Origin of the sequence: Pararhizobium sp. IMCC21322 (assembly GCF_030758295.1) — a bacterium.
Taxonomy (GTDB): Bacteria; Pseudomonadota; Alphaproteobacteria; order Rhizobiales.
In genome coordinates this window covers 777,021-802,952 of record NZ_CP132335.1, presented here as the reverse complement: position 1 = coordinate 802,952, position 25,932 = coordinate 777,021, and the positions used below count along the sequence as shown (strand labels likewise).

Below are 25,932 nucleotides of genomic sequence, written 5' to 3'. Positions count from 1 at the left end.
ATTGTCCTACACGCGCTGTGACTCGTCTGAGAGATATTTGACCGGATCATCGGGTCCCCCAAGCGCGATTGGTTTTGCGAAATCCAAAATGTCGAGGAACTTGGCTTTCTTCTGCGCACAAATACTTACGCAACCGTCTCGAAGATCAAATTCCAAGCTACCACCCTCCGGAAAGTAGTATGTCGCTTTCTGTCTGCGCTCTGATTCTTCTAGCGATCCGCCATGTTCAATTTCAATATCTTCAAGTCGCCGGACGACCTCGTCAAAGTCTGGTCCTACCCCTTGGATGCGACTGACAACACGATCAAACGTGGCGCCAAACATCTCGTCGATACTTCGAAGAATTTCCTCAGAATCCGCCCGCACAGTTAAGCAGCGGATAATCTGGATTTCTGATGGATCGTCGGGTGTTTGCCGAATCTCAATCCAAAACCGGAAATGATCAGTATCAAGTGTGTCATCACCGGCTCCGATATCATCGCGGCGGAGGCGAAAAATCCGTTTTGCCTCTTGATAGTGGTCATCGATCTCTTCGTTGATTTCCTCTTCGAGGAGGTTTCGGGCAAACTCCGCACTGCTTGGATTCACATTGTCGGGAACGAAATGTCCTTTTGCTTTCGAGAATCCGGGGAGCCGGTCATAGGCGCGCGTTTCAATATAGCTAAAATGCGTGGAATCCGGTTTGAACGACAGGGCGGTAAAATCATTCTTGGGCAATGCTGGTTCATCTGCTTCCTTGATTTCGCAGATCGCGAAGCGGTTTGACGCAGATGTGCGGACGATAGGTGTTTGTTGTGCCGCCGTCGACATCTTCTTCGTGATATAGCGGCGTACCGACTTGCTGAGATAGTCTCTGAGCGAGGTGTCTGTGATGACTGAATAAGTATCGATCGCATCCGGTGCGTTCCCACTCAGGGCCTGCACCAGATGGTAAGACCATACCCCGTGACCAAGCCCGACATGGCCGTATGACTTCTGGCCTGGAGTGCAGGACAGGAACACACCCACATACTGGTCGACGTTCACGAAGTCTTTGAACTCAGTCTCGCTCATATCCGAGATCACGCTGCGGCTGCTGAATTGAACTTCAAGTTCTTCGGCGCAGGCATCGATGAATGTCAGGAGCTTCTGGCATTCGCTTATCTCAACTGGATCAAAAATCAAGTCCCTCAGATTGAGGCAGGTTCCAGATAGATTGTGGCCGTTGCTGTCCCATACAGTGATCAAGTTGGAAATCCCGTTATGGAAGCCATGCCCTGCGTAGTAGAAGATCAAAAGGTCGTCGGGTCCGGTCGAATGGATCGCTTCTTTGACACCGTCCTGAACGCTCATGCTCGTCGCCAGGCTGTTGATCAGTTCAATTCGATGTATTTCTGTATCTGGAAACATCTGATTGAGAACGGCCGAAAAGGCTTCTGCGTCGGCTTTGGCGTAGTCGACCCCTGGGATTTGGCCGTTATTTCGGGGCTGATAATCTTCCATAGCAATAATGACGGCCGTCACTTGGCCGCCTTTCTTGAGCAAGAGCGTAGGCTCTGTTGGAACTATCGATTTTTTGATTTTCTTTATCATTCGAAGAAACTTCTATTGTCTACTTTGAGAGCGACATCATTGGGGTGTATATCCATTGGGTTCGCCGGCTTAGATTTGATCACCGCACTGTAAGGGTATGAGTCATCTTGTCGAAAACCGATGTCGTTCCGCACGTCTGAGTTAGAACCATATTGGAGTTCGACCTCAACCTGTCCTGTCACGACATATTCGATTTTAGTTGCGGACAGGGACTGGACTTCCACTGTATCGATGTAGTGGCCATCGACCACAGTGTGAGTGGACAGCTCGTCCAATTCTTGGATTGTATCTGAAATAAGGTTCTCGAAGACGGCGTGATGCATCACCTCTGCAATGGCCCGTTTCATCTTGTCGCGGCTGGCTTCTGCTGCATCCATCAGACCGAGAAGTCCGAGCAGGACGTTTTGCAACATCGCCCGGACGTCTCGGCCTTTGTGAACGATGGTCTCGGAACGGACATGTGTCGCTTTGCTCAATGTGTCGATCGCATCGAGCAGGGGCTGAACGAACTCTCGCACGTCGAGTTTCAGGGTGTCTTCGACGAATGCGTTTGGAAGACCGGCATGCACAATGTAATTTGCGCGTTGGCGACGCGTAACGGTTTTCGTATCGGTGGCCTGTTCGAACCAGACGCAACGTCGGACTTCCTCGTCGGGGGCGAGGTCGTGCAAGACGTGACCGACAACCTCGCGGAGTCCGCTTGCGACCAGATTGCCCCTTATCGGGTTTGCCTTATCGCGCGCCACCCTCATGACGCCTTTCAGCAGCCTCTTGAGAAACCGATCCTTGGGAAAATGTTCAAGCAGATCGGCTCGCAATGAGTTGATATCGCTCCACGATAAGTTTTGGGTCTTGGTTTCATTCATGTCGAAAGGATCATTTTTTGCGGTTTCATCTTCGAGACTGCCTCCCGTGTCGATACATCAGTATTTTTCAAAGCTCGGATTATAGAACTGATCCGCGAACTCGCCGAGGATGGAGCGCGCATCGCGCACCGCCCGAAGCGCAAGGGGACTGGCAACCTCTGCAAGCGGCTTTTGGTTTTTGGCTATGGCTACGACGATTCGCAACAAAGTGGCTAAGGACTCGCGGACCAGATCCAAAATGTAGGGGTCGCACCAGAGGTCACCGAACTCTCGCTTCCGGATTTCGCCGTGCCATCGGGGGTTTCGGGAGAAGACGAGCTTCGTCTCCATCTTGAACGAAACGCCATGTGCGATGTTGTGGCGAATGATAAAGCCCGGTCGTGCCGCGCGACACCAGTTTTCCAGCATGCCGCGGACGATAGCGTCCGTCACACTGGTAGCATGTTTTTCCAGCATCGCGATGAGCTCGGTAATCGGCCTAGCATCGGTTTCCGGACGGATGCCCTTAGGGTCGATACCGTCGAGCGCCCAGATGGCACGTTCAAGATGATATTCGATGTTTGCAGCCAAGACGATGATCGAAGCCAGTTTCGGTCCGACGATTTCGTCCAGACCCAGCGCCTCATCAATTCGATCGGCTCGTCCGAACTCTTGGGTTGCCTGCTTGCTCATTGTTTTTCCTGAGTTTTTGCGAGCCGGTGTTGATATGGCATTTGTGAAGATGGCCTAAAAGGGAGCGATGCGCGCGGGATGAAGTCCGGCCAGCTTTGAGGCTGCTGGTGGAGGATGAGACGCACGACTTTCTGTTCCAACGCCCGTTCGAGAGCTTGACTGAAATTGGCCATATTTCTGACGACTGCGTCGCGCCGGATGGCGTGTCTCCAGTTGATGGCACTGCCTTGGGGGAGGGTCCAGTTCAGCAGATGCGTAAGTGCCATGTGCCCGAACATCATGCCGTCGTCGTCTCCTGCAACGAACTGAAGTTCGATATGGGCGTCGCTATGCGATTGGCGCTCGGCAAGATCCCAGGTCGTGAAAAGCGTTGTAACGTCGGGGTCGAGACCTTCCGCCGGCTTGCCGTCAGCAACCGTGAAGTCGACCTTGTCGATCCGCATCTGCCACTGTTCTGTGATGGTGCCGTTGTTTTCATCGAGCATCAGCAGTTCTTCTTTCCGGCAGCGAAACCGCACGCCAGCACCCGGAGCAATTTTGTAGGCGAGGTCACCGGCAAGAATGCCGAGCAGGTTCTCGCGCACGGCATCGCCGAACCTGATGTTGAAATTCTTACGGGCTTTGGTGAGGTGCCGAGCTTCGAACAGGACCCATATGCCATGATGTTTCCATGCGATGAGCAGCGGCATGTTGACGAGTTTGGCATAGGCGTTGAGCCGGTCGAGATAGTTTGGGGTAAATGACAGGGTTTGCTTCGTCTTGGACTTGACCTCGATGAGCAACGGCCCAGTGTTTTCGAATTGGGCGAGCAGATCGGGCACCTGATAGGTATCGCGGGACTTCAGCGGTGCCTGCATCTGATCGAGCTTGTGGACGAGGCGCGCCCTGCCAAGCCAGCTACAGATAGCCGTTAGCTCATCCTCGGCAGGCAGTCCCAAGTCGAGCCGGCGAACCTTCTCGGCTATCTCCTTGGGGTCTGCATCCCGGCCGAGTTCTGTAAGCACCTCTTGGATAAGCCGGTCATCATCATCGATATGGCCCACACAATCTCTCCTCAACTCATATGGCTAATTCCGCATCTTGTGCGGAGTTCGCGATATGGAACTTGCCAACATTCAAGTATCATATTACAAACTCGGCTGAAAGCGCGGAATTTGGCATATGATTCTAGAACATTCAAATGGCCTGGCCGGCTACGCCGAAGAGCTGGCGTCCACCGGTCGAACCCACTTCGCACGACAAGAAGCCATGGACGCACTGGGCCTAACCCATGGTGCGTTTCTCGATGCAGCCGCCCGGCTTGCAAAACGTGGCCATCTCTTCGCGCCGCGCCGAGGCTTTTACGTCATCACCCCAACGCGCTTCCTGAAATGGGGTGCGCCGCCACCGACCTGGTACATCGACGCGATGATGGAGGCTTCAGGGCGACCCTACTACGTGGCGTTGCTGAAGGCAGCGGAGTTACAGGGGGCAGCGCATCAGGCGGTGATGGAATTCCAGATCGTGACCGACAGACAGTGGAAGCCTATACGTGCCGGTCGATCGAAGCTTGTTTTCTATTTCCGCAAGGACATCGGCGCCGTTGAGGCGGGCATCGAACGGCGCAAGACGGACACGGGGTCGATGCGAATATCATCGCCCGCGCTCACCGCGCTCGATCTGCTGCGTTATCGTCAAGCCAGCGGCGGCCTTGATCATACCGCCAGCGTCCTTAACGAGCTGGCATCTCGAATTGATCCTGAACAGCTGCTTTCTTTGGCGCCAACCTTCGAACGGTCCGTTGTGCAGCGCCTCGGTTATGTTCTCGATCACCTTGGTAGTGATGAACTCGCCGCAGCACTTCATGGCCATCTCTATAAAGGCACCATTCCGTGGGTCGAACTCGATCCGGGCGAAGCCGATACTGTGATCGAGGAGAGCGAGCCCCAACGTGACAGGCGCTGGCATGTCATCGTCCGGCGACCGATCGAGATCGACGAACAATGATCCCCGAAACGAACATCACGGCATGGAGCCAAGTAGCGCCGTGGGCTGAGCCGCGACAGGTCGAGCAGGACCTCATCATTTCACGCGCGCTGGTAGATATCTTCAACCACGACCTGCTTGGGTCGACGCTGCGCTTTCGAGGCGGCACCGCGCTCAACAAGATCATCTTTCCAAAACCCTTACGGTATTCAGAGGACATTGACCTCGTCCGTACTGAGGCAGGCCCAATCGGACCCGTCCTGGACGCCCTACGCGATGTTCTGGAACCCTGGTTGGGTCAGGGCAGCTTTGCATCGAGCCAAGTTGCACCGAAATTGCGTTTCCGCGTTCCGGCTGAAGATGATCCCGATGCTCAGATCCGCCTCAAGATCGAGATCAACATCGCAGAGATTGAGGCCTTCGATGCACCAGTTTCAGTCGACTATGAGGTTGACAATCCTTGGTTCAGCGGTGCCACCACAATCGCAACGTTCTCGGCAGAAGAACTGCTGGCGACAAAGCTGCGTGCGCTGCTCCAAAGGGACAAAGGGCGTGATCTGTTCGATCTCGATCATGCACTAAAAGTCCTTCCCAATCTCGATGTTGAGCGCATGATTGAGATTTTCGGCCGATATCTTGACCTGCAAAGCCAGGTGATAGGACGTCCCGAGGCGGAGAGGCGGATGCTTGCGAAGTACGCCAAACCCGATCTTTTAGCTGACATCCGTGCTCTTTTGACGCCAGATATTGCAGACGAAATGGATGATGCAGCGGGGCGGTCAGCATTCATCAGAGTGTTCACCGACGTAGTTGAGCGGATTCCTGGACAGCGATGGGCGCGGATGGACGAAATCGCTCTATCGCTCGGGCTCGTTGAACTTGCAGATAGCAGTTCATGATGGCCCGTTGGAAATCCGTAAGTTTACAAGAGGTCGCGACAGCGGATCATCAATCCCTAACCAACCCATCCTGGCATTTTGTCTATCTGATCGTTGCCTGCGTCATCGATACTGTACTCACCGCTCGTCTCCGGGGATGCGGACTCTACCAAACCCTAGTAATCATTAGAATTTACTGCTTTACTTCAGCTTGGCATCACAAATTCCACATGCTCGGTATCCGAACGAGTCTGGGCTGGGGATCTTTGACCGGATGCGGGAGGGGCGTTAGGCCGTGAGTCAACAGGGCAAATTTGATGCCGGTGCATCCATGGCTGGGTATATTTTCCAAAGCCGGCTGGCATTGTTGCAAGGATTGCAGTTACTAAAAAAGCATCCTAACTCCCTGATATCAATTGAAAGGTTTGATGACGTTGTCTTCGAGGATGACGACTATGGAAAATGCCTCGTCCAAGCAAAGCATCACATCATGCCAAAATCCTTGGCCGATAAGAGCGTCGACTTATGGAAAACCATGCGTGTATGGCTGGAGTCCTTTCAGACCGGCTCGCTGACCGCGGGGAACGTGAGACGGGTTCTAATTACGACTGCTGAAGCTGCGGATGGCACTGCCATGGCCAAGCTGCGACCAGGTCATAATGCCACTGATCGAAAAGCGGCTCAGGAACTTTTGCGCGTGGCTGCCAATGAATCAAAAAATCAAATCACTGACGTGGGACGAAAGCTATTCCTCGAATTGACCGACTCGGAAGCCGAACTTTTCCTTCAGTCAATCGAGATCTGCGATCAGCATCCAAATTTGATCGATATGACCGACGATATCCAGGGAGAACTTGTTATCCTGTCCCCACAGCACGTAGCAACAATAGCCGAATATCTGGAAGGATGGTGGTTGGGTGTGGTTGGGAAGCATCTGGTTGAAGAAAGCTCTGACCTCATTCCGGTTCAGTCGATCACAATCAAAGCAAACGAAATCGGAAACATGTTTAAAGATGGCGGCCTGCCGGTAGACGATCCAGAACAATTAGACGCAAAGGCCTACACCTCAGACGATGAAGACGCCGTCTTCGTCAGGCAGATGCGCGTCATAGGCCTGCCAGAAAGAGCGGTCATGCGAGGAGTCCGGGACTTCTACCGGTCTAGCGCACAACGTTCGAAATGGGCGCGCGAAAACCTCCTCCTTGATGGTGAGAGCGACCGATATGACAAATCCCTGCAAGACCGCTGGGGTCGCAAGTTCGATGAAGATTGCACCCAGAGTGATGGACAATCTGAGGACGAGAGGCGGAAGCTCGGTCGTTCGATCTTCTTTTGGGCATCCCAGCAGCAGGTGGGCTTTCGCAACGTAGTGGAAACTTGGATTACCGCTGGTTCGTTTCACGGGCTTTCCGACCGGATGGAAATTGGTTGGCACCCGGATTTCGAACAGATTATGGCAGGTGAAGATGCCTAGTCTTGCTGCCTGGAACAGCCGTGCCCCTGAAGAAGCTCGCCTTTTCAACCCTGCTTTTCTCAGTTCACTTTCGACCGAGTTTGTGAAGGCCTACGGCAGCAAGCGGGATGGATCGGCTCCGCTAACTCTGGCGGCGATCGCGCTCGCCATCTCACTGCACGGCGGGACGCGCAGACGGCTTCCGTATTCAATAGTCACATCGCTCTATGAATGGCTGCAGCAAAATGAAGACGTATTGATCGGCTTCCCCGAGCGTACACATGGATTGATGGCCTATATTCGCGAAGCCATAATATTTGCGGTTGCACAGGAGGTTCTTGCAATCAGGGAGGGGCACCATTTGCAACTTGGATCGAAGAAAGCGCCGTTCTCCAAAGGTTTCATTGACGAAACCACAGCAGAGACCCGCGATATCATCGATCGAACGAAGTTTGTGGGGCGCTGGTTTGCAAAATCAGGTTCGGAATCATCAATTCTTGCGGCGTGGGGAGTGCGCCCATGAGCTTTTCAATCAAATCAATGGTCCTATACAGCCATTCCGGAGATATACGGACGATTGATTTCAATATTGATGGCCTGAACATAATTACAGGCAAATCCAAGACCGGCAAGTCAGCCATCATCGATATAGTCGACTACTGCCTCGGGCGCGGTAGCTTCAACGTTGCTGAGGGAACGATCCGCAAAAAGGTGGCGTGGTTTGCTCTCCACCTGGTGAAGGGTGAAGACGAAGTGTTCATCGCGCGCGATAATCCGGGGCCTGGTGCTGGTACCGGAGCCAAGGTTTATCTGCAACGCGGGAAAATCGAGCAGTACCCCCAGGTTGACGACATCGAGAAGAATACAACGGAAAACAGTCTCAAGGCCTTCGCAACTCGTTTTGCCGGAATCAAGGAGAATGAACACCGCCCATCGACTGGTTCCAGAGATCCTTTGGAGGCGAATATTGCTCACGCTCTGTGGCTTTGCTTTCAGAAGCAGAATACTATCGCCAGCCAGGATCAACTTTTTCACCGGATGAACGAGCAGTTTCTTCCGCAAGCCTTGAAAGATACACTTCCCTATTTTCTTGGCGCTGTCGACGAAAAGCACTTCCTCTTGATGGGTGAACTGGACGATCTTCAGCGAAGGCTTCGAGAGCTCGAAGGTACTCAGAACCAGCATTTGCAAGCCGTTCTGACTAACCGAAACCGGGTCACCAAGATCGTCAATGAGGGCAAGAGAACGGGTTTGATCCCTCAGGATTATCAACCGGTGGATGATAGTGTGTTTGCCTATCTGGCAGATGTAGCAAAGACAGAGGTTATTGCACCAGGCATCGTTCCCGATTTCGGAGAAACAATTGAGCGACTTCGCGGAGAGCAGTCCACTCTGCAAGGTAGGCTTGGCGAACTGAATCAGGACCTTCGAGCGGCTCGATCGTTCCTGTCCGACCAAACGGCATTCTCGAAGGAAGTATCCGAGCAACGCGCCCGTCTCAAAAGCGTCGGTCTGTACAAATCCGCCGGAGGGCCGATCGAAACCTGTCCGTTGTGCGAAACCAGCCTTGAAAACCGAGTTCCTGCGGTTCACACTCTGAACGAAGCTCTTCAGCGGGTCGACCTACAACTTCAGGGTGTCTACAAGGAAAGCCCGCACATCCAAGCCCACGTGACTGGTCTAGAGGATCAGATTACTAACGCCACGGAAGCTTTGAGGTTAACCCAAAGTGAGCTGAACCGTGCTGTCTCCGAAAATCAAAATGCGCGAGAAGCACAAAATCAACTTGTTAGTCGAGCGCGCTACCTCGGACGCCTTTCGGACTTTGTAGAAGTCTTTGAGCCCGCCGAAACTGAAGCAGCGACAGCTGATGAGGTCGAACAGGTGCGCAGACTTATTTCCGCTGTCAAGGAAAGGCTCAATTCGGATGAGATAGCTTCAAAACTTGAAACCATATTGAGTTTTATCAGCGAAAAGATGACGGAATATTCCCAACACTTGGATTTGGAGCATAGCGGTAGCTCACTGCGCCTGGACTTGGCGAAGCTTACGGTGGTTGCAAACACCGAAGACGGTCCCATTCCCTTGAACCGTATCGGCAGTGGCGAGAATTGGGTCGGCTACCACGTCGTGACCCATTTAGCCCTTCATTGGTGGCTGCGTCGCCGAAACCGCCCAGTGCCGGCTTTTCTAATATTTGATCAGCCGACGCAGGCTTACTATCCTCCAGATAATGAAGCTGGCGCGCTTGAAGAAATAGAACTCGATGCGGATAGGCGTGCGGTCCTTGCTTTATTTGAGCTGATGCAGCGTGCGTGCAACGAAATTCAGTCGCCATTTCAGCTTATCGTACTTGACCATGCACATCTGCGCGAAGACTGGTTTGAAAAAGCTATCGTCGAGGAGTGGCGAGGACAAAACGCTTTGGTGCCCCGCGACTGGCCCGATGCCTCCTGAACTTTCCAATTCTCAGATGCGAACAAGCTATCAAACTGAGAAGAATATGCACTATTAACAGTCGTATTTGACAGTTAGTGCGCGATTAGCCGTCAAATATGGCGGTTATGGCGCCATTGTCTCATTCGAAACGCGCGTTCAATTCTTGGGATGAACAAGGTGTATCCTATCCTGTCGGCCTAGATTCAATGAGCATTTGCTCGATCGCGCTCTGCCGGGATTGTCGATCCAACGTATAAGTGTTTCGCCTGAACTCGGCGCCTTCCAGTAGGGCCTTCACATAACCAGCGACCGTGTCTGCGGCCATGATCAGCGTGGAGTCGAGCGTGTGGACATATTTGCTGGTGACCGACCCTTTCGCGTGACCGATCAGCGCAGCAATCGTAATTTCGGTGAAACCAAGATCGTTGGCCATGCTCGCGAAGCTGTGCCGCAGCACGTGAGGCGTCACATCCCAGAGGGGCGTGTCCTTGAAGAGCTTCTTCCAGCTTTGGGGGAAATTACCGACTGCATTGTCGATGTCTTGGCCTGGGAAGACATAGGTTCCCGTTCGGTGCGGGCGTTCCTTTTCCAGATATTCCACGACCGGCAATCCGACGGGACGAACTGTGGCACCTTCCTTGCTGTCGGCAAGACGCAAGCAGCTTCCTTCAAGATCGACAGCGCTCCATTTAAGGTTGACGATTTCACCGCGGCGACAGCCTGTCAGCGCGATAATTCTAAGGATGTCAGCGTGTATCCGGAGTTGGTTGCTTTGGCATCCCTGTCGAAGAATGTCGCCCAGCGTCCGATACTCGGATTCGCTGAGCCGCCGGTCCCGAACCTTATACTTCGGTTTGCGCAGTCCGTGTGTCGGGTTGTGTTCGATAATGCCCGCCTCGACGGCATAGGAGAAGACGCCGCCGAGAAGCCCCATCGTTCGGATAGCTGTTCCGGGACCGCCGCGGACGATGGCCTTGCCACGGAGCTTTTCGGTTTTCACCGTGACGCGCGTTTTGCCAGCGATGATGTCCTTCATCAGATTGTTCATGTCCGGCTTGGTGATGTCTCGCACCCGCCGGGTCCCGAGAAGGGGAACGATGTGCCGCCGCAGACGGCCCACATCGGTCGCAATGGTTGTTTCCTTTTTGGGGCGGCCGCCTTTGCCGAGAATGAGTCCAGCTTCCATATCCGCGATGTAGTGCTCGCAAAGCTGCTTGATGGTCAGCGCTTTCCGTTCTTCTTCACGTTCTTCCGCAGGATCACCGCCATGTGCTGCCCGCCCGAGTAGGGCCTTCGCCTCGCGCCGGGCTGTTTCAGGCGTCCACAGGCCATGAAGGCCGATCGTATAGCGGCGGGATCGTCCTCGCGACCGGTACTGGACGATGTAGCTGCGCTTGCCAGAGGGATAGACACGCAGGCCGAAGCCCGGAAATTCATTGTCCCAGACGACATGGCCTTTGCTCTGCGGCGCGACCGCTTCTACAAACCGTTTGGTGAGTTTCGCCATGCTCCTGTTCCCTGCCGAGCCCTGATTTCACGTAAGCACCACGCAAGCACGCGGGCGGAAACCAGGGCGTATTCTCGGATAGAGGTTTCGGAGAGACGATCAGAAAAGTCTAGTGATTACAGGCTGATATCGTGCTCTGGCGTACCCTATCGTGCACTTCGGATAGGTCCTTAAACCAGCTCCGAAGGCAGAGGTCACTGGTTCGACTCCAGTCGGGTGCACCATATTTTTCAATGACTTAGGTGAATTCAGCTTTTCTGCATTATTGAAAAGTAACCACATAGTAACCACGGAATGAGTTTCCTGAGTGGATTGCAGCACATCCTGATGGTTACAGGTCCAGCGACACACCGTTGCGGCGGAACCAGTCTTTCCGCTCTTTGTAATCAGGCATTACCTTATCGACTTCATTCCAGAATGCCTGGGAATGAGTGGTCAGAGGAGAGCATTGTTTGCGAAAGGTCTTTTGCTGTCATCCATGCATGTCATTTTTTGGGCCAGCCTGCCCATAAATTACCAGCTACACAAACTCATCGCGGATGGGGGTGAAAACTTCGATGATCTCACCGGCTTTAATGCAATGTGCGCTGTGCTCGACCCCGCCGGGCACGAGAAAGCCGTCGCCCTCAACGAGTTGTTCGGTGATTGCGCCGATGGTGATCTCGAATTTGCCGCTAACGATATAGCTTGATTGTACGTGTGGATGACTGTGCAGCGGACCTTCGGTCCCGGCCTCGAAGGCATTGCGCATCATCAGCATTTGCGGTTCATAACCAAGGATTTTGCGCCGGGTGCCATCGCCCATATCCTGCCAATTCAGTTCAGAAGCGCGTACATGCCCGGTGCGAATTTTGTTGCTGTCCGTCATCAAATGTTCCCTTCGTTTGTTTATGGCGAACCCATCACGTCGGCTCGCAGATCATAGCGCGGATGCCAATTGAGGCGGCGCGCGGCGGCGGAAATGTCAAACATGGGAGCATGCGGATTTGCTCCATAATGATCGTGATCGATGCTGCCCGGCAGGCGCCCAAAGACCTCAATTATTCGATCCAATGTGGGCAATGGATGCAGCGTGGAGGGCGCAGCGAGGTAGAACGCCTCGAAGCCCTGACACGCCATATCGAGGGCCAGCCGGAATGCCTCTGCCACATCGCGGGGATCAATGTGGTGCCAGCATGGCCCGCCGCCCGCTGCCACATGACCACCGGCACTGGGCCCAATATAGGATTCAGGATCGGCGTGGCGGGCGCGCACTTCACCCATCATCGATGGGAACAATATAAAGACCGGGCGCAGCGCGATCACATCAAGCCCGCGATAGGAAAAACTGCGTCCGGCTTCCTCGGCAAGGTATTTCGATAGCGCATAGGGATCTGCCGGCTTTACCAAATGCGTTTCGTCCACGGGCAAAGCATCAGGGCACCAAAAATTTTCTGTCCACACCGTATTGCCCATAACGCTGTCGGAAGAACACAGGACCACGCGCCGAACACCAGCGCGATGCGCCGCTTCCAGCACATTCCAACTTCCTTTGAGATTGGCATCGATGATCTGTTCTGGTGATCCGCTACCGATATTAGCAGCCGCAGCAACATGCAACACGGCGGCGACCCCCGAAAATGCCTGCTCAAGCGCTGGCAAATCCAGAATGGAGGCATTGATATGATCATGGCCGCGATCAGACATTGGTGGGCGGGTGTCCAGGCCGATGACTTCCGAGCGGTCAGTGAGCGCCTGCACAACATAAGTGCCGAGCAGGCCCGATGATCCGGTCACCACAACGCGCATCATACGGTGTCATGCCTTCGACCTGCCACATGCAGGCCCGCGAGATAGCCAAAGGTCAATGCGGGGCCGAGCGTGATGCCGGGACCGGGATAGCGGCCGCGCATGATGGACTGCATATCGTTGCCCACGGCGTAAAGGCCAGGAATTGTCTGGCCATCTGCGCCCAAGACACACCCCTCCCCGTCGGTGCGCAACCCGGCCACAGTCCCCAGATCGCTGAGCACAAGTTCAATGGCGTAAAACGGGGATTTTTCCAATGGTGCCAGGCAGGGGTTCGGCCCGTGGTCGGCATCCCCCAGATAGCGGGAGTAAATATCCTCACCGCGATGAAATTCGGTGTCGCACCCAATTCTGGAATCCGCGTTGAACCGCTCGATAGTGGCCGAGAAGCCGGTTTCATCGAGGCCTAGTTTGCGCGCAAGTTCGGGCAGGCTGGCCGCTGATTTGAGATAGCCTGCGGCCTGATATTTCTTCAGATTGCGGGTGAAAGGGATGATCGCTCCCAACCCGTATTTCCAGATGAAATTTGCATCGCAAATGATCCATGCAGGCAGATTCACAGCCTTGTCATTGCCCTGCAACAAGGCCTCACCAAAGCGGTGATAGGACACGGCCTCATTGGTAAAGCGACGCCCGGCGGAATTGACGACGATCGAGCCGGGCTTGCCACGATCAGTAACTGTGTGGGGGTATACAACCTTGCGCCCATCCTTGCGGGTATAGACCGAGGCGGGAGACCAATAGGCATTGTTGGTGTTGTCAGTGCCCACCTCTCCTCCGGCTGCAACCCCAAGGTCAAGCCCATCACCCGTACTGCCGGGCGCAAAGGGACTGTCGGGGCTAACGGGATCCGGTAACCAGGCCTTGCGTTTGTCGCTGCTGTTGGAAAAACCGCCGGTCGACAGAATCACACCCTTGCGCGCAAGCATGGTCACAGTGGTCTCATTCTCCCGAACCCGAAGGCCTACCGCACGACCTTCCTCGATAAGCACCTCTTCGATCACGCAATCGGTGCGGATTGAAACGTCTAGATCGAGAAGCGATTTGAGCAACCGTCCAGCCAGCGCATTACCAAGCACGAGACGCGATCCGCGAGGATAGCGCAAACGCTGCGTCGCATAACTCAATACAAGCCGGGTTACGCGTGCGAAAGCACGGGGAGAGCGCCACATGTTGCGGAAATGGGGCAGGTCCTCGCGCGCAACCATCATGCCGCCAAGGATCGTGAATTCCGGCAAAGGCGGACGCAATCTGGCAAACCAATCGCCCAGGGTTGCAGCATCGAAAGCTACGGGTTCCAGCACGCGCAGACCTTCTGCAGCGCCATCCAGCTCCGGATAGTAATCTGGATAAAAATGCACAGGCTTAAGCCGAACAGACGTCTTCTTTTCAAGAAACTGGATGGCTTCAGGTCCGCGGTCAACGAAAATTTGGCGCACGTCACGCCCTGCCGGCGTCGGCACTGCGGCGTCGAGATATGCGTTGGCTGCAGCAGGGTCGTCCGGCTTGCCCGCTTCGGCCGCCTTGTGATTGCCGGGAATGTATACCATCCCTCCGGAAAAAGAGGTGTTGCCGCCAACGAGCCCGGTCTTTTCGACAACCAGAACCTGGAGCCCGTGCACGGCCGCCGTTGCTGCGGCTGTCATTCCGGCTGCACCTGCCCCGACCACAATCACATCGTAGGCGGTATCGGTCATTCAGCTGCTCCCCAATGCTCGGGGTTTGCGCGCATCCAGTCGGCGAAGGCAGCAACCGCGGCGTCAAGCGAGTGCTCCGGGCGAAAGCCGAATTCCTCAGCCATGCGCGTGCAATCGAGTGGGCCGCGCATCACCGTCGTATCGGTCCAGGGCGCGGTGCCAGCGCCGATCTCTATTGTTGCGTCAGGCACAGCACGCATCACGGCATTTGCCACCTCCTGGGTTGTGTGGTTGCGACCTGATCCAAGATGATAAACGCTGTGCTTGAGCGACGCTGCTTGCCAGAGCGCCAGAAGGCCTGCGGCACAATCGGGGACGTAGGTGAAACTCGCCGCAAACTCGCCGCCGGAAGCCTCGCGGATGGGTTGTCCCTTCAGTGCCCGGCGCAGAAATTCGGGAATCGGCCCACGGGGTCCGTCAAACATTCGGGGTACAAGCGGTGGCCCGAAGATCCATGAAATCCGTACGGTGGCTGTGGAAAGTCCATAAGTATCAGCGTAGACCGATGTCATCAATTCAGCTGCATGTTTCGTCGCCGCGTACAAAGACCGTGGTGTCGGGTTTGTGTCTTCAGCCACCGGCGTCACCGCGTCTGGCAAGGATTGAAACACCGATCCCGTTGAAACCATGATGAACCGCCGCCACTCCAGACGCCGTGCCGCCTCCAGCAACAATTCGGTGGCCGTCACATTGCTTTGAAAGGTGCGCAACGGTTGCGGAAAGCCGAGTTTGTCATTCGGAATTGCAGCTGTGTGGATGCAGCCCGAGATATCATGCGCTGATGCCAGCATAGACAGTTCAAACGGGTCGGACAGGTCACACTTTACCCAGGTGACATTCGACCCCACTACCTCGGCGTCCTCCTTGCGGAAGGTGGACAAATATTGCGCGACCACCTCGATACCGGATGCCGCAGCTTGCCGGACCGTTTCATAGCCCACATGCCCCATGCCGCCGGTGATAAGCAGTTTCCCCATTTCACGTTCTCCCAAATCTCTTTAATTGGCCAATTGTGCGCGGTGCGCCTCAAGCGTGGCTGCGAGGCCCGCTCGGATGTCAAACTTCGGCTGATAGCCGAATGCGACGTGTGCACGGCTGCAATTGAGCGCGCCCTTTGCCGGCATCGCTATTTCGTCGCTGTGCTTATATGGCCCAAATCCCACAGTAATCTTGGCACCCGGTACCAGATCGCGCACCACTGCGGCGATTTCGGCCAGTGATGGCGCACTGTCACTGGCGATATGGTAAGCGTCAAAAGCATGTTCCGCACAGTCGAGCGCGCCGAGCGTCCCTGCCACGGCGTCGTCCAGATAGGTGTGATCGATCCGTTCATCCGCACCGCTGGTAACATGCAGCACACGTCCTTCTGCGGCAGCACGGATCATGTTGAGCGGCACACGGTCCCGGGGGAACCCGGGTCCGTAGACCCACGATGTGCGTATATTGATACAATCAAGGCCATGGGTCGTGCGGTAACTGCGGCACAAATGTTCGACCGTCGCCTTGCTGACGCCATAGGCATAAAGCGGTGCCTGGTGATGAGTCTCGTCAATCCGGGGGGCGCGGAAAGCGCCGTAGATTTCCTCCGAGCTAATATGAATCATGCGCGTGCAAGCGTGCCGTGCCATCGCTTCCAGCACATTCACAGAACCTTCAACATTGACCCGAAACAAGCGCGCTGGCGAGGCCAGTGAGTTCAGAACACCCACAACAGCGGCACAATGAATCACAGCCCGGGGCCGGTGCTCTGCAAAAACAGAGTCGACCGCTTCAGCGTCGGAAATATCGGCATCTGCGGCGTCAAAGCCGGAATTGCTCATCGACATGGTCTTCATCACAGCGGCATTCGGACCGCAGTCGAGTCCGACCACTGCGTCTCCGCGTTCCAGCAGCGCACGCACCACTGCGCCACCCAGAAAGCCGCCCGCTCCTGTCACTAGGATTTTTGACACGACGTTTCGCTCCGCTTCAGTGGTTGAACAGGATCAGGCGTTCTTCGGTCATGTCGCGGATCGCATAGCGCGGCCCCTCGCGGCCGATCCCGCTGTCTTTCACGCCACCATAGGCAAGCTGATCCGTGCGCCAGGTTGAGGTACCGTTGATGATAATACCGCCGGTGCGCAGATTGCGCGCCAACCACATCGCACGTTTGGTACTGTCGGTATAAATGCCGCATTGCAGACCGAAGCGGCTATTGGTGATCTGCTCAACGGGTTCGCTCAGATCGTCATAGGCCAGAATGCTGGCGACCGGTCCAAAAACCTCGTCGCAGGCAACCTTCATCTCGGGGTGAACATTTGCCAGCACTGTCGGCGCGTAGGCTGCGCCCTCACGCCGGCCGCCTACCAATAGGCTTGCGCCTTGGGCGATTGCCGCATTCACCCATGTCTCAACGCGCTGCGCTGCAGCTTCATCAATCATCGTGCCGACATCCGTGCCCTTGACCAACGGGTCTCCAAGGGTGAGCTTGTTCATCTCGGTAGTGATTTTGGCGCTGAGATCTTCTGCCAGCGCGCGCGGGACATGAATGTTCTGCACCGAGATGCAGCTTTGCCCCGCAAGCCGGACCGCATTGCGCGCCAGCACCGGCGCGATCTCATCCAGGTCCGCATCTTCACAGACGATGGTTGGTCCTGTACCGCCCAGTTCCAGAGTGACGGGCCGAAGGCCTGCGCGCGCACGTATGGCTGCGCCGACCTGAGATGACCCGGTAAATGTCAGCATGTCCACGCCCGGATGCTCCACCAGTGCCTGTCCGGTTGCCGCGCCGCCGTGGATCAGCTGTATGAAATTGCGCGGCAGACCGGCCTCGTAGAAAAGTTCCACAAGCCGCTGCACCACCAAAGGACATTGTTGCGGTGGCTTTATGATTGCTGCATTGCCTGCTGCAAAAGCCGGCCCGAGCTTGTGACAGGCCAGATTAAAGGGCGCATTGAACGGCGTAATTGCACCCACAACGCCAACCGGGAAGCGCATCAGGAATGCCATCTTGCCGTGGCCCATTGCGCTGCCATCGAGCGGGACATGGCTTCCCTCAATGCGGATCGCTTCCTCTGCCGACAAGGTGAGAGTGTCCATTGAGCGTTTCACCTCGCCCTCTGCATCACCGAGTGCCTTGCCCGTCTCACGCGCCATGATTTCGCCGATCGCTGCGGCGTTTGCCACAACCAGTTCAGCGGTCTTGCGCAAGATTGCGGCGCGTTCATATGCGGGCATTGCAGCCACTTCCGGCGCAGCTTTGCGCGCGGCAATGACAGCTGCGTCAACCTCTTCAACGCCAGCGGTAGGCGCTGTACACACCAAATCTCCACGATAGGGGTCGCGACTTTCAAAACGATCACTTCCGGGGACGGCCTCGCCGCCGATCATATGGGTCAGGTCCATATCTGCCTCCTGTCCTTGTTGTTGCTCAAAGCGGACGCCATGGCGCGCCAAAGGCTGGCTCTGGTGCCTGCAGTGGTGGCAGTTCCCAAGACCCTGTTGAAGGCGGCCTCACGCCCGGATCGACTTCAAGATCAATCACATAGGGGCGGTTCGCAGCGATTGCAGCGCCCAGAGCGTCGCGGAAATCGCTCGACCGGCTGACTTTGATCCCGTCCACACCATGGGCTTTCGCCAGCGCTGCAAAATCGGGATTATATGGCTCGCTGTTGGGGCCGTGCGTAAAGCTGGTACCGATCTCGCGTCCGCCAAACTGGCCGTGCTGCAAATCACGGATTGCGCCCCATGCGTAATTGTTCCAGATCACCCAAATCGCGGGTATGTTGTATTCAACAGCAGTGCACAGAACATGCGGTGTCATGGTAAATCCACCATCGCCGACCACGGCGATGCATGGCCTGTCCGGTGCCGCCAATTTTGCGCCCAGCACACCTGAAACGCCAAACCCCATTGCCGAGTAACCCCACGTATTCAGCATGGATTGCGGGCGGCGGCATTTCCAGAACTGCATGAACCAGTTGTGATGCGCGCCGGAATCCGGAACCAGTATTGCGTTGTCCGGGACCACTTGCATCATGTCACGCACAACCCGTTCCGGCCGCATCGGGGCAGAGTCAATTTCGAAGTTTGGCGCGATGAACGAATCCCATTCCTGTTGCCAGCCTGCGATCTGGGCAAGCCAGGATTTGGTGCCCTCGTGCCGGGTAACACCGCGGCGATCCAGTTCCGCCAATATCTGACGCACGAAGGTGCGTGCATCGGCCTGAATTCCCATAAATGGCTCATAATTACGACCGATCTCGGTTGGATCAATATCAACATGAATCAGCTTTGACGGCGGAATATTCCACGAATAGCCTTCGCGCCAAGACGAGGCTGATCGATCGTCGAACCGTGCCCCGATGGTCAGAAGTATATCGGCCCTGCGCCCAGCCTGGTTCGCGGGGTAAGTGCCGTTCCGGCCGATGAAACCCAGCGAGAGCGGGTCAGCCATGTCGAGCGACCCCATGCCATTCGGTGAGGCCACCTGTGGTATCTGCAATCGGTGTTGCAGATCGGTCAGATCAGCACCCGCCTCAGAGATCGTGATCCCGTGTCCGACAAAGATCAAAGGTGCATTGGCGGCGAGCAGCATATCCGTCACTGCAGTGATAATTTCAGGTGCAGCGCCCGGTCGGTTATCGACACCAGCACCATTCATCGGCTCAAGAGCAGTGTCAGCCTCTTCCTGGAACAGATTGTAAGGCACATCCAGATTGACCGGCCCTGGCCGTCCGGAAGTCAGCAGATTGGTTGCCTGCCGCAGGGCAAGTGGCAACATTTCTACCCGGCTGGGCTGGAAAGAGCGCTTGACGAAGGGCTTCACCGAATCTGGAAAACTGGCCTGCCCGTGCATGTAGGTCTCCTGAAAAGGGCCGCGGTTGAACTGTGATGTCGGCACATTGGCGGTGATCGCCAGAAAGGCGGAACTGTCCGCCTGCGCGCAGGCCAGGGACATCGGAATATTGGCAGAGCCCGGGCCGCAGGATGTGAGCGTTGCGACCGGCTGATGGGACACGCGATAATAGGCGTCAGCCATATGGCCGGCCGTCTGCTCGTGCCGGGGCGAGATCATCGTAATGTGATCTTTCCGGTCATAAAGTGCGTCAAGCATTCCCACATTGCCATGTCCGCAAATTCCAAAGACATACGGCATGCCAGCGCGGATCAGGTGATCGGCGATGAGTTCGCCACCCTTTATTTTGGTCATTGTTCGACCACCTCCAAGTAAAGTCCAGAATTCAAACTACACATTTTGATCGCCATCAGTTGCACGAGCGCGTTGCCGATTGCGCCACCGACGAACGGCCCCAACCAACGGCGTGACCCAGATCAAGATTGTCACCACCCCGAGAGACGCTGCAATCGGCCGGGAGAAGAAGGCTGTCAGATCACCCTGTTGAGCAATCATGGCCTGCATGAAGTTTTGTTCCAGCAGGGTGCCTATCACCATGCCAAGAATGAGCGGCGCGACGGGAAAATCGTTTTCCTGCATGAAGAATGAACCGATCCCGGCGGCCAGGGCGACGGCGACACCCATCATGGAATTGTTGATGGAATACGCGCCCACAAGTGTAAAGATCAGGATGATCGGCATCAGGATGTTGTTCGACACTTTCAGAAGTTGGCTCGCGGCCCGGATTGCCACATAGCCCACCGGTATCAGGACCAGATTGGCGATGAAAAATGAAACGAAGATGGAATAGACCAGCGGCGCATTTTCGATAAACACATTGGGTCCGGGCTCCAGGCCCTTCAGGAACAGCACGCCGATTACTATGGCCGTTACGCTGTCTCCGGGAATGCCGAAGACAAGCGACGGCACCCATGTCGATGAGGTCGCGGCATTGTTGGATGCAGACGCGGCAACGATTCCTTCCGGGTGGCCGGTGCCGAATTTTTCAGGTGTTTTCGACCGTTTCCGAGCATAGCCATAAGACACCCACGCCGCAATGTCCGAACCAGCCCCCGGCAACGCACCAATGAGCGTGCCGAACAGCGATCCGCGAGCCAGATTAGCCTTGTAACGCCAGATAATCCGGTATGCCTCGCGAAAGTCGATCTTCTGGACACGCGCGTTGCGCGCATCTGCGCGCGGCGGGTGGATCAATGTGCGAAGCACTTCGGCGATGGCAAAAATGCCGATCATGACAGGAATGAAGTGAATGCCTTCCATCAGGCCGAGCGTGCCGAAGGTGAAGCGCGGCTGGCCGGAAATCATGTCGAGCCCGACGGTGGCCAGAAGCAGCCCGATAGATAGGGAAATCATGCCCTTCACCGGGTTTGTCGCGGCAACAAGCGCCGCCGTGGAGAGGCCAAGACAAGCCAGCCAGAAATATTCATAATATTGGAATTCCAGAGCGAAGTCGGCCAGCAGCGGTGCCGAGAATGCGAGGGCAAGAGTGCCCACAAGCCCGCCGAGAACCGAACAGAGAAGCGACACCATCAAGATGGTCCCTCCCTGCCCCTTCATGGTCATCTCATGGGCTTCCTCTGCGTAAGCTGCGGAGGCCGGCATTCCGGGAATACGCAACAAAGCGCCAGGCAGGTCACCCGCAAAGATTGCCATAGCAACGGCTGTTGCAATTGCGGCCAAAGCGGCAACCGGCTCCATGAAAAAGGTGATTGGCACCAGTAGCGCCACAGCCACCGTGGCGGATATACCCGGCATGGCACCAGCAAATATCCCGAACACGCATGATCCGAGGATGACTGCGAAGATTTCCCACCGGAACACCAGGTCGAATGCAGCAAAAAGAGGTTCCATGGCTAGCCCACCAACAGATGTTCAATGATGCCGAAAGGAAGTGGCACCCTCAGCGCCTTGGCAAACAGAAGATGAATGAGCACGGTGATTCCGACAGCCAGAATGGCGCTCGAGACGAATGTTTTGGGGCCACGTGTGATGCGGAAAAGCCCCGTCAATATGAGGGAACCTGTCAGCAAAAACCCGAGCAAGTCCGAAGCGAGGATGTAAATTAGCACCGCGCCCACAATTGCCGTGAACAGGCCGTAACTGCGCGGCTGTCGCGCCCAGTCGGCCAATTCCAGCCACGGCGCGTTGCTTGCCCTGCGCAAGCCTGAAACGATCAGAAGCAGCCCGCCGCCCCCCATCATCACCGCTATGATCCGCGGGAATACTTCAGGACCGTAAGGCACGCCGGGAAAGCCCTTGAAGCTTCCGGCATGGATGAACGCGAAGATTCCTATCACGAGGAAAAGCGCTCCTGAAATGGCATCGTTGAACTTCATTGGTCAAGCTCCGGCGCGTGTCGTCCCCGCCCAGGGAAACTCCAACCGGGCGGGAACATGAGGCGTTTTCAGCAGATGATGCTGGTCAAAGCATTCCTGCGGCTTCCATGACTTCGCAGATTGCGGTGTCTTCGGATTCGTGGAAGGCGCGCGCTTCTTCCGGGTCCATCCAGGTCTTGGCGAAGCCGCGACCATCCATGAACTCTGTGAACACGGCGCTGTCGAAAGCGGTGCGAACAGCAGTTGTCAATTTGTCGCGCACATCATCAGAAAGGCCGGCAGGGGCGCCAATCATGCGCCATGTTTGCGATGTCCAGTCCAGACCGACAACCTCCTTCACGGTTGGCACATCCGGCAGGCCCGAGAAGCGCTCGGCCCCCATTGTTGCCAGTGGCCGGATACGGCCAGCCTCGATGAGTGGCGCCGCAGTCGAGAGTGGCGGTGTGACGAAGTCGATGGACCCCGACGCCGCGTCTTGCAGCGATGGTCCGCCACCTTGTGATGGCACCCAGATCACCCGACCTGGATCGATATCGGCGGCCACAAGCAGGCCTGCCCAAGCGAGATGGTAGATGCTGCCTGTGCCTGAACCCGAGGCGGTATATGTGCCCGGCGGGTTGTCGCGAATGGCCTGAAGCGCATCTTCCAACGATGTGAACTCAGACTCAGCGCTGACGCTGACAGCTGCTGGTTCGGTGTTTATCAGAGCGATGTGGGTAAACTTGCTGGCCGTGAGGTCGGTCAGACCCTGGCAAACGAGCTGACTGAGATCGACGTTGATCGTGCCGATTGTGTATCCGTCCGGAGCAGCCGTCGCCATGGCTGTGTGTCCGATGATGCCCGAGCCGCCAGTGCGGTTCACAACATTTACCGGTTGGCCGAGCGGTCCTTCCATTGCGGCCGCAAGCGTGCGGGCCACAGTATCAGTCCCGCCACCGGCACCCCATGGCATTATCAATGTGATCGGACGTTCGGGCCATTCTTGCGCTGCCGCAGGCCCGGCAAGCAGTGCAGCCGACGCAATCAGCGCGGCTGCAAGTCCACTGCGAAATTCTGTCTTGGAAATCATTCTTTCTCTCCCTTTTCGGTATTGGGCAATATCGGCCTGCCCATTGCGGTCCCTCATGCCGCAAACCTAGTGCTAGGGGAGGAGACAGCGCCAAGTCAACATGTTTCTCATATATTCGTTTTGTTTTTCTCAATGTGAGAAGAATGCTCGAAAACGACTAACTTTTGCGTCTTTTAGCCGGAAACACAGTCCTTCAGAGTCAATTTTCTCTGGTCAATTCCGAAATCAGCATTGATTTTCTCACATAGACGAATATTAATCTCTCCATGTCGAAAGGAAATCCCGTGACTCAAGTCGATAAACAAGACAATCGCCGTGACGGCCACATCCAGTCTCTGGACCGTGCCTTCAGCGCACTGGAGGAAATATCGCGCCACCGCGACGGAATTACGCTTTCAGATCTGGGCCGAGCGATCGGGCTGCATACCAGCACGCTTTATCACCTCACACGCACGCTCGTATCGCTTGGCTATCTGCGCACCGGGCCAGATGACAAGCGCTACCGCATGGGACGCGGCATCTTTCAACTGGCTGCGGCTTGTCTCGACGAGGCCGAGATCTGCGCCACCGCCAAGCCATTTCTGGAAAAGCTGGCGGGTTTGACAGGCGAGGCAACCCATTTTGCCATTTGGGAAGGCCGGAAAGCGCTTATCCTGACGCGCCATACCGGCCCCAACGCACTACAGATAAACGAGCGCGCCGGCACGCTCAGGCCGGTTTACTGCACTGCCATCGGCAAGGCGCTGCTCTCTGGCCTGACTCCGGCCGCCTATGACAGTCACGCAAGCGATATCATATTTGAACCCTACTCACCCAGCACGCTGAAGGATGCGAATGAACTGCGCCTGCAGGTCCAGAAAGTGCAGCGCGATGGCATTGCCTTTGACGATTGTGAATTCAACGCCGAAGTTCGCTGCATGGCGGCAACCGTCCGGGACTTTACAGGCAATGTAATTGGTGCAATTGGCTTTTCCGGCCCTGTCTGGAGAACGTCGTTGACGGACCTTGCCGAGTATACGGAGGTGATCCGCTCGATTTCTGCAGAATTGTCCAGTCAGTTTGGCTTCCGCCCCGAGGCCGTCACACCCACCGATGACAAGACCCCAAAAAGACGGAGTACTAAATATGACAAGTCCTGAGTTAACGGGCCGCACGGCCCTGATCACCGGAGCAAGTAAAGGGATTGGGCGGGCGATCGCCGGTCGCCTGGCCGCTAGTGGCTGTCGTGTCGCCCTCGCCGCGCGCGGCAGCGAAGGGTTGACTGAGGCTGTCGCAGGAATTGCAAAATCCGGTGCTGAAGCTCATGCCATCGCTGCTGATCTCGGCACTGAGGTCGGCTGTCGGACAGCGGCAGACGCGGCGCTTGCTGCGCTCGGGTCACTCGACATTCTCGTCAACTGCGCCGGCGCCACCCGCGCGGGCACATTTCCCGAGCAGCCCGACGCAGACTGGATTGACGGCTTTGCGCTCAAGTTCCACGGCACGGTGCGTCTCACTCGCCATCTCTGGCCGGCTCTTGTTTCCTCCAAAGGCATAATCATCAATATCGGTGGAGCCGCAGCCTATACGCCAGGTCCCGGTTTCATGGTTGGGGGCGCGGTGAACGCAGCTCTCGCACATTTCACCAAAGCACTCTCCAAACAGGGTGTGAGTGATGACGTGAACGTGAACATCCTGCACCCGGGCATGACTGAAACCGACAGGCTGGAAGACCTCCTCATGCAGGAGGCCAAAGCCGAAGGCGTTGACATCGATATAATTCGCAGCCGGAAAAGTGCAGAATCGGGCCTGCGCCGTCTAGGTCAGCCCGAAGATATCGCAGAGGCCGTTGCATTTCTGTGTTCTCCAAGGGCACGGCATATTCAGGGGGTCGGCATCGCCATTGATGGCGGCGCGACACCAGGTCTGTAGGCAACCGACAATGGCGGATGAGCGACGCAAAAAGAAGGCAATGATACCAGATTCGAATCCTGCCGGATGCACCAATTCTTTCAGTAAGTTAGATGGGTTTTACTACTCTGCTAATTTGAAACGTAACCACCGCGTGTTTGTCATCCCTGGTACCGACACACTGAGACATCCGTTGCTTTGCGAAGCGGCCATCAAGTTTCCAGAGCTCAATTGTCAGCTAATACACGCTTGATCTTATCGTGATACACGCACAGAAAATTCTCGATATTCGAGCAAGACAACTTTTGAAACGGTTCCGGAAAACCGGTCGGTTTCAACTTTCCTTTTACACCAGGACGGATCAGAAATTTCGCCGATTTCAATGGTGTAGCGTGTAAATATACGAGTTTCGGGTGATAATCTTCCCCCGCCACAACGCTATCCGTTGGGCAACATCATAGGTCATAAGTGCTCCTACGCCATGGACGTGTCGGGCTTCTTTGTCGACAATTTTATAGATTTCATCAAAGTTTTGAGCAGCCTCAATGGATTGGGAGGCACTCGTTAGTTGCTTTGTAAGTTCGCCATAAGCCGTCTTACGGATTCGGCATTGGTGACCTTTGCAGTGACTTCCTGCATTGTGATCGTCAGGGTTTGGTGCAACTAGTTTTCCCTTACTTTCACGGGATGCGACCGCAATCATGATAGCTTCTTTCAAATCATCAGCTTCAGGCTTTTCTGAGATTTCGTATTTTAACAGAGACTTGTTGTCTGACCGGCCAGCGGTCCATTTCTCATCATCAAATTCACAAACTAGGCGCGACTGATATTCCGAGATTAATCGTTCGAGTTCGATCAACTCTTGTGCGCTCAATGCCACGTAAATTCCCTTTCCGCAGCCTT

The 25,932-nt window shown here is 55.6% G+C and carries 24 protein-coding genes; 7 read left to right on the top strand and 17 right to left on the bottom strand.

The genetic code is table 11. The features are described from left to right. Positions 1–6 precede the first annotated feature (6 nt). Genes RAL91_RS03980 through RAL91_RS03965 form a run of 4 tightly spaced genes read right to left on the bottom strand, consistent with a single transcriptional unit; the run spans position 7 to position 4,153 of the window. Entirely contained in the window at positions 7–1,572 is a 1,566-nt protein-coding gene (locus tag RAL91_RS03980; RefSeq protein WP_306259922.1) for a caspase family protein, read from the bottom strand. Beyond that, a complete protein-coding gene (locus tag RAL91_RS03975; RefSeq protein WP_306259921.1) occupies positions 1,569–2,438 on the bottom strand; it encodes a hypothetical protein in 870 nt (289 codons plus the stop codon). Before RAL91_RS03975 ends, RAL91_RS03980 begins: the two co-directional genes overlap by 4 nt. A gap of 57 nt (positions 2,439–2,495) precedes the next feature. Then, positions 2,496–3,110 carry a hypothetical protein gene (locus RAL91_RS03970; protein WP_306259919.1) on the bottom strand — a complete coding sequence of 205 codons (615 nt, stop codon included), beginning with the start codon at positions 3,108–3,110 and terminating at the stop codon, positions 2,496–2,498. After that, entirely contained in the window at positions 3,107–4,153 is a 1,047-nt protein-coding gene (locus tag RAL91_RS03965) for a restriction endonuclease (RefSeq protein WP_306259917.1), read from the bottom strand. Before RAL91_RS03965 ends, RAL91_RS03970 begins: the two co-directional genes overlap by 4 nt. Before the next feature lie 118 nt (positions 4,154–4,271). Between RAL91_RS03965 and RAL91_RS03960 the strand changes: the two genes are divergently transcribed. The 5 genes from RAL91_RS03960 (at position 4,272) to RAL91_RS03940 (ending at position 9,863) form a co-directional block, all read left to right on the top strand. Then, the gene (locus tag RAL91_RS03960; RefSeq protein WP_306259915.1) at positions 4,272–5,096 is read left to right on the top strand and encodes a type IV toxin-antitoxin system AbiEi family antitoxin; all 825 of its coding nucleotides are present in this window, start codon (positions 4,272–4,274) and stop codon (positions 5,094–5,096) included. Continuing rightward, positions 5,093–5,974 (top strand): nucleotidyl transferase AbiEii/AbiGii toxin family protein, encoded by an 882-nt coding sequence (locus RAL91_RS03955; protein ID WP_306259913.1) that lies wholly within the window; start codon positions 5,093–5,095, stop codon positions 5,972–5,974. Before RAL91_RS03960 ends, RAL91_RS03955 begins: the two co-directional genes overlap by 4 nt. 274 nt (positions 5,975–6,248) lie before the next feature. Then, the gene (locus tag RAL91_RS03950) at positions 6,249–7,427 is read left to right on the top strand and encodes an ABC-three component system protein (protein ID WP_306259911.1); all 1,179 of its coding nucleotides are present in this window, start codon (positions 6,249–6,251) and stop codon (positions 7,425–7,427) included. Beyond that, positions 7,420–7,929, top strand: a complete 510-nt coding sequence (locus RAL91_RS03945) for a three component ABC system middle component (RefSeq protein ID WP_306259909.1) — start codon at positions 7,420–7,422, stop codon at positions 7,927–7,929. Before RAL91_RS03950 ends, RAL91_RS03945 begins: the two co-directional genes overlap by 8 nt. Continuing rightward, the gene (locus RAL91_RS03940; protein WP_306259907.1) at positions 7,926–9,863 is read left to right on the top strand and encodes a DUF3732 domain-containing protein; all 1,938 of its coding nucleotides are present in this window, start codon (positions 7,926–7,928) and stop codon (positions 9,861–9,863) included. Before RAL91_RS03945 ends, RAL91_RS03940 begins: the two co-directional genes overlap by 4 nt. Before the next feature lie 166 nt (positions 9,864–10,029). Here RAL91_RS03940 and RAL91_RS03935 read toward each other — a convergent pair whose 3' ends face one another. The 12 genes from RAL91_RS03935 to RAL91_RS03880 all read right to left on the bottom strand — a co-directional run bounded on the left by RAL91_RS03935 (position 10,030) and on the right by RAL91_RS03880 (position 23,139). Next, positions 10,030–11,352 (bottom strand): site-specific integrase, encoded by a 1,323-nt coding sequence (locus tag RAL91_RS03935; protein ID WP_306259905.1) that lies wholly within the window; start codon positions 11,350–11,352, stop codon positions 10,030–10,032. Positions 11,353–11,683: 331 nt separating this feature from the next. Then, positions 11,684–11,791, bottom strand: coding sequence for a M48 family metallopeptidase (locus RAL91_RS03930; protein ID WP_306262770.1), 108 nt, complete (start codon positions 11,789–11,791; stop codon positions 11,684–11,686). An 81-nt stretch (positions 11,792–11,872) separates the two neighbouring features. After that, positions 11,873–12,220, bottom strand: a complete 348-nt coding sequence (locus RAL91_RS03925; protein ID WP_306259903.1) for a cupin domain-containing protein — start codon at positions 12,218–12,220, stop codon at positions 11,873–11,875. 20 nt (positions 12,221–12,240) lie between these two features. Continuing rightward, positions 12,241–13,143: an NAD(P)-dependent oxidoreductase gene (locus RAL91_RS03920; RefSeq protein WP_306259901.1), complete on the bottom strand. Its 903-nt coding sequence runs from the start codon at positions 13,141–13,143 to the stop codon at positions 12,241–12,243. Then, positions 13,140–14,837, bottom strand: a complete 1,698-nt coding sequence (locus tag RAL91_RS03915; protein WP_306259899.1) for an FAD-dependent oxidoreductase — start codon at positions 14,835–14,837, stop codon at positions 13,140–13,142. Before RAL91_RS03915 ends, RAL91_RS03920 begins: the two co-directional genes overlap by 4 nt. Beyond that, positions 14,834–15,814 carry an NAD(P)-dependent oxidoreductase gene (locus RAL91_RS03910; protein WP_306259897.1) on the bottom strand — a complete coding sequence of 327 codons (981 nt, stop codon included), beginning with the start codon at positions 15,812–15,814 and terminating at the stop codon, positions 14,834–14,836. Before RAL91_RS03910 ends, RAL91_RS03915 begins: the two co-directional genes overlap by 4 nt. 21 nt (positions 15,815–15,835) lie before the next feature. After that, positions 15,836–16,789 carry an NAD(P)-dependent oxidoreductase gene (locus RAL91_RS03905; protein ID WP_306259895.1) on the bottom strand — a complete coding sequence of 318 codons (954 nt, stop codon included), beginning with the start codon at positions 16,787–16,789 and terminating at the stop codon, positions 15,836–15,838. Positions 16,790–16,805: 16 nt separating this feature from the next. Beyond that, positions 16,806–18,221, bottom strand: coding sequence for an aldehyde dehydrogenase family protein (locus RAL91_RS03900; protein ID WP_306259893.1), 1,416 nt, complete (start codon positions 18,219–18,221; stop codon positions 16,806–16,808). 25 nt (positions 18,222–18,246) lie between these two features. Continuing rightward, positions 18,247–20,028 (bottom strand): thiamine pyrophosphate-binding protein, encoded by a 1,782-nt coding sequence (locus RAL91_RS03895; protein ID WP_306259891.1) that lies wholly within the window; start codon positions 20,026–20,028, stop codon positions 18,247–18,249. A 36-nt stretch (positions 20,029–20,064) separates the two neighbouring features. Next, the gene (locus tag RAL91_RS03890; protein ID WP_306259888.1) at positions 20,065–21,585 is read right to left on the bottom strand and encodes a tripartite tricarboxylate transporter permease; all 1,521 of its coding nucleotides are present in this window, start codon (positions 21,583–21,585) and stop codon (positions 20,065–20,067) included. 2 nt (positions 21,586–21,587) lie between these two features. Further along, complete coding sequence (locus RAL91_RS03885; RefSeq protein ID WP_306259886.1) at positions 21,588–22,070, bottom strand: tripartite tricarboxylate transporter TctB family protein; 483 nt, start codon at positions 22,068–22,070, stop codon at positions 21,588–21,590. Between the two features lie 85 nt (positions 22,071–22,155). Continuing rightward, positions 22,156–23,139, bottom strand: a complete 984-nt coding sequence (locus RAL91_RS03880; protein ID WP_306259884.1) for a tripartite tricarboxylate transporter substrate binding protein — start codon at positions 23,137–23,139, stop codon at positions 22,156–22,158. Positions 23,140–23,423: 284 nt separating this feature from the next. Between RAL91_RS03880 and RAL91_RS03875 the strand changes: the two genes are divergently transcribed. Then, positions 23,424–24,278 carry an IclR family transcriptional regulator gene (locus tag RAL91_RS03875; RefSeq protein WP_306259882.1) on the top strand — a complete coding sequence of 285 codons (855 nt, stop codon included), beginning with the start codon at positions 23,424–23,426 and terminating at the stop codon, positions 24,276–24,278. Continuing rightward, positions 24,265–25,050 carry an SDR family NAD(P)-dependent oxidoreductase gene (locus tag RAL91_RS03870; RefSeq protein WP_306259879.1) on the top strand — a complete coding sequence of 262 codons (786 nt, stop codon included), beginning with the start codon at positions 24,265–24,267 and terminating at the stop codon, positions 25,048–25,050. The genes RAL91_RS03875 and RAL91_RS03870 overlap by 14 nt, the downstream gene beginning before the upstream one ends. A gap of 358 nt (positions 25,051–25,408) precedes the next feature. On the opposite strand, the gene RAL91_RS03865 is transcribed toward RAL91_RS03870, so the two are convergent. Next, positions 25,409–25,909 carry a hypothetical protein gene (locus tag RAL91_RS03865; protein ID WP_306259877.1) on the bottom strand — a complete coding sequence of 167 codons (501 nt, stop codon included), beginning with the start codon at positions 25,907–25,909 and terminating at the stop codon, positions 25,409–25,411. Between the last annotated feature and the right edge of the window lie 23 nt (positions 25,910–25,932).

Excerpts from the sequence above, each read along its gene's own strand:
- RAL91_RS03925 (WP_306259903.1), bottom strand. The coding sequence starts at position 12,220 with ATGACGGACAGCAACAAAATTCGCACCGGGCATGTACGCGCTTCTGAA.
- RAL91_RS03880 (WP_306259884.1), bottom strand. The coding sequence starts at position 23,139 with ATGATTTCCAAGACAGAATTTCGCAGTGGACTTGCAGCCGCGCTGATT.
- RAL91_RS03870 (WP_306259879.1), top strand. The coding sequence starts at position 24,265 with ATGACAAGTCCTGAGTTAACGGGCCGCACGGCCCTGATCACCGGAGCA.
- RAL91_RS03955 (WP_306259913.1), top strand. The coding sequence starts at position 5,093 with ATGATCCCCGAAACGAACATCACGGCATGGAGCCAAGTAGCGCCGTGG.
- RAL91_RS03970 (WP_306259919.1), bottom strand. The coding sequence starts at position 3,110 with ATGAGCAAGCAGGCAACCCAAGAGTTCGGACGAGCCGATCGAATTGAT.
- RAL91_RS03920 (WP_306259901.1), bottom strand. The coding sequence starts at position 13,143 with ATGATGCGCGTTGTGGTGACCGGATCATCGGGCCTGCTCGGCACTTAT.
- RAL91_RS03960 (WP_306259915.1), top strand. The coding sequence starts at position 4,272 with ATGATTCTAGAACATTCAAATGGCCTGGCCGGCTACGCCGAAGAGCTG.
- RAL91_RS03900 (WP_306259893.1), bottom strand. The coding sequence starts at position 18,221 with ATGGACCTGACCCATATGATCGGCGGCGAGGCCGTCCCCGGAAGTGAT.
- RAL91_RS03915 (WP_306259899.1), bottom strand. The coding sequence starts at position 14,837 with ATGACCGATACCGCCTACGATGTGATTGTGGTCGGGGCAGGTGCAGCC.
- RAL91_RS03910 (WP_306259897.1), bottom strand. The coding sequence starts at position 15,814 with ATGGGGAAACTGCTTATCACCGGCGGCATGGGGCATGTGGGCTATGAA.
- RAL91_RS03885 (WP_306259886.1), bottom strand. The coding sequence starts at position 22,070 with ATGAAGTTCAACGATGCCATTTCAGGAGCGCTTTTCCTCGTGATAGGA.
- RAL91_RS03975 (WP_306259921.1), bottom strand. The coding sequence starts at position 2,438 with ATGAATGAAACCAAGACCCAAAACTTATCGTGGAGCGATATCAACTCA.
- RAL91_RS03945 (WP_306259909.1), top strand. The coding sequence starts at position 7,420 with ATGCCTAGTCTTGCTGCCTGGAACAGCCGTGCCCCTGAAGAAGCTCGC.
- RAL91_RS03895 (WP_306259891.1), bottom strand. The coding sequence starts at position 20,028 with ATGACCAAAATAAAGGGTGGCGAACTCATCGCCGATCACCTGATCCGC.
- RAL91_RS03890 (WP_306259888.1), bottom strand. The coding sequence starts at position 21,585 with ATGGAACCTCTTTTTGCTGCATTCGACCTGGTGTTCCGGTGGGAAATC.
- RAL91_RS03940 (WP_306259907.1), top strand. The coding sequence starts at position 7,926 with ATGAGCTTTTCAATCAAATCAATGGTCCTATACAGCCATTCCGGAGAT.
- RAL91_RS03935 (WP_306259905.1), bottom strand. The coding sequence starts at position 11,352 with ATGGCGAAACTCACCAAACGGTTTGTAGAAGCGGTCGCGCCGCAGAGC.
- RAL91_RS03980 (WP_306259922.1), bottom strand. The coding sequence starts at position 1,572 with ATGATAAAGAAAATCAAAAAATCGATAGTTCCAACAGAGCCTACGCTC.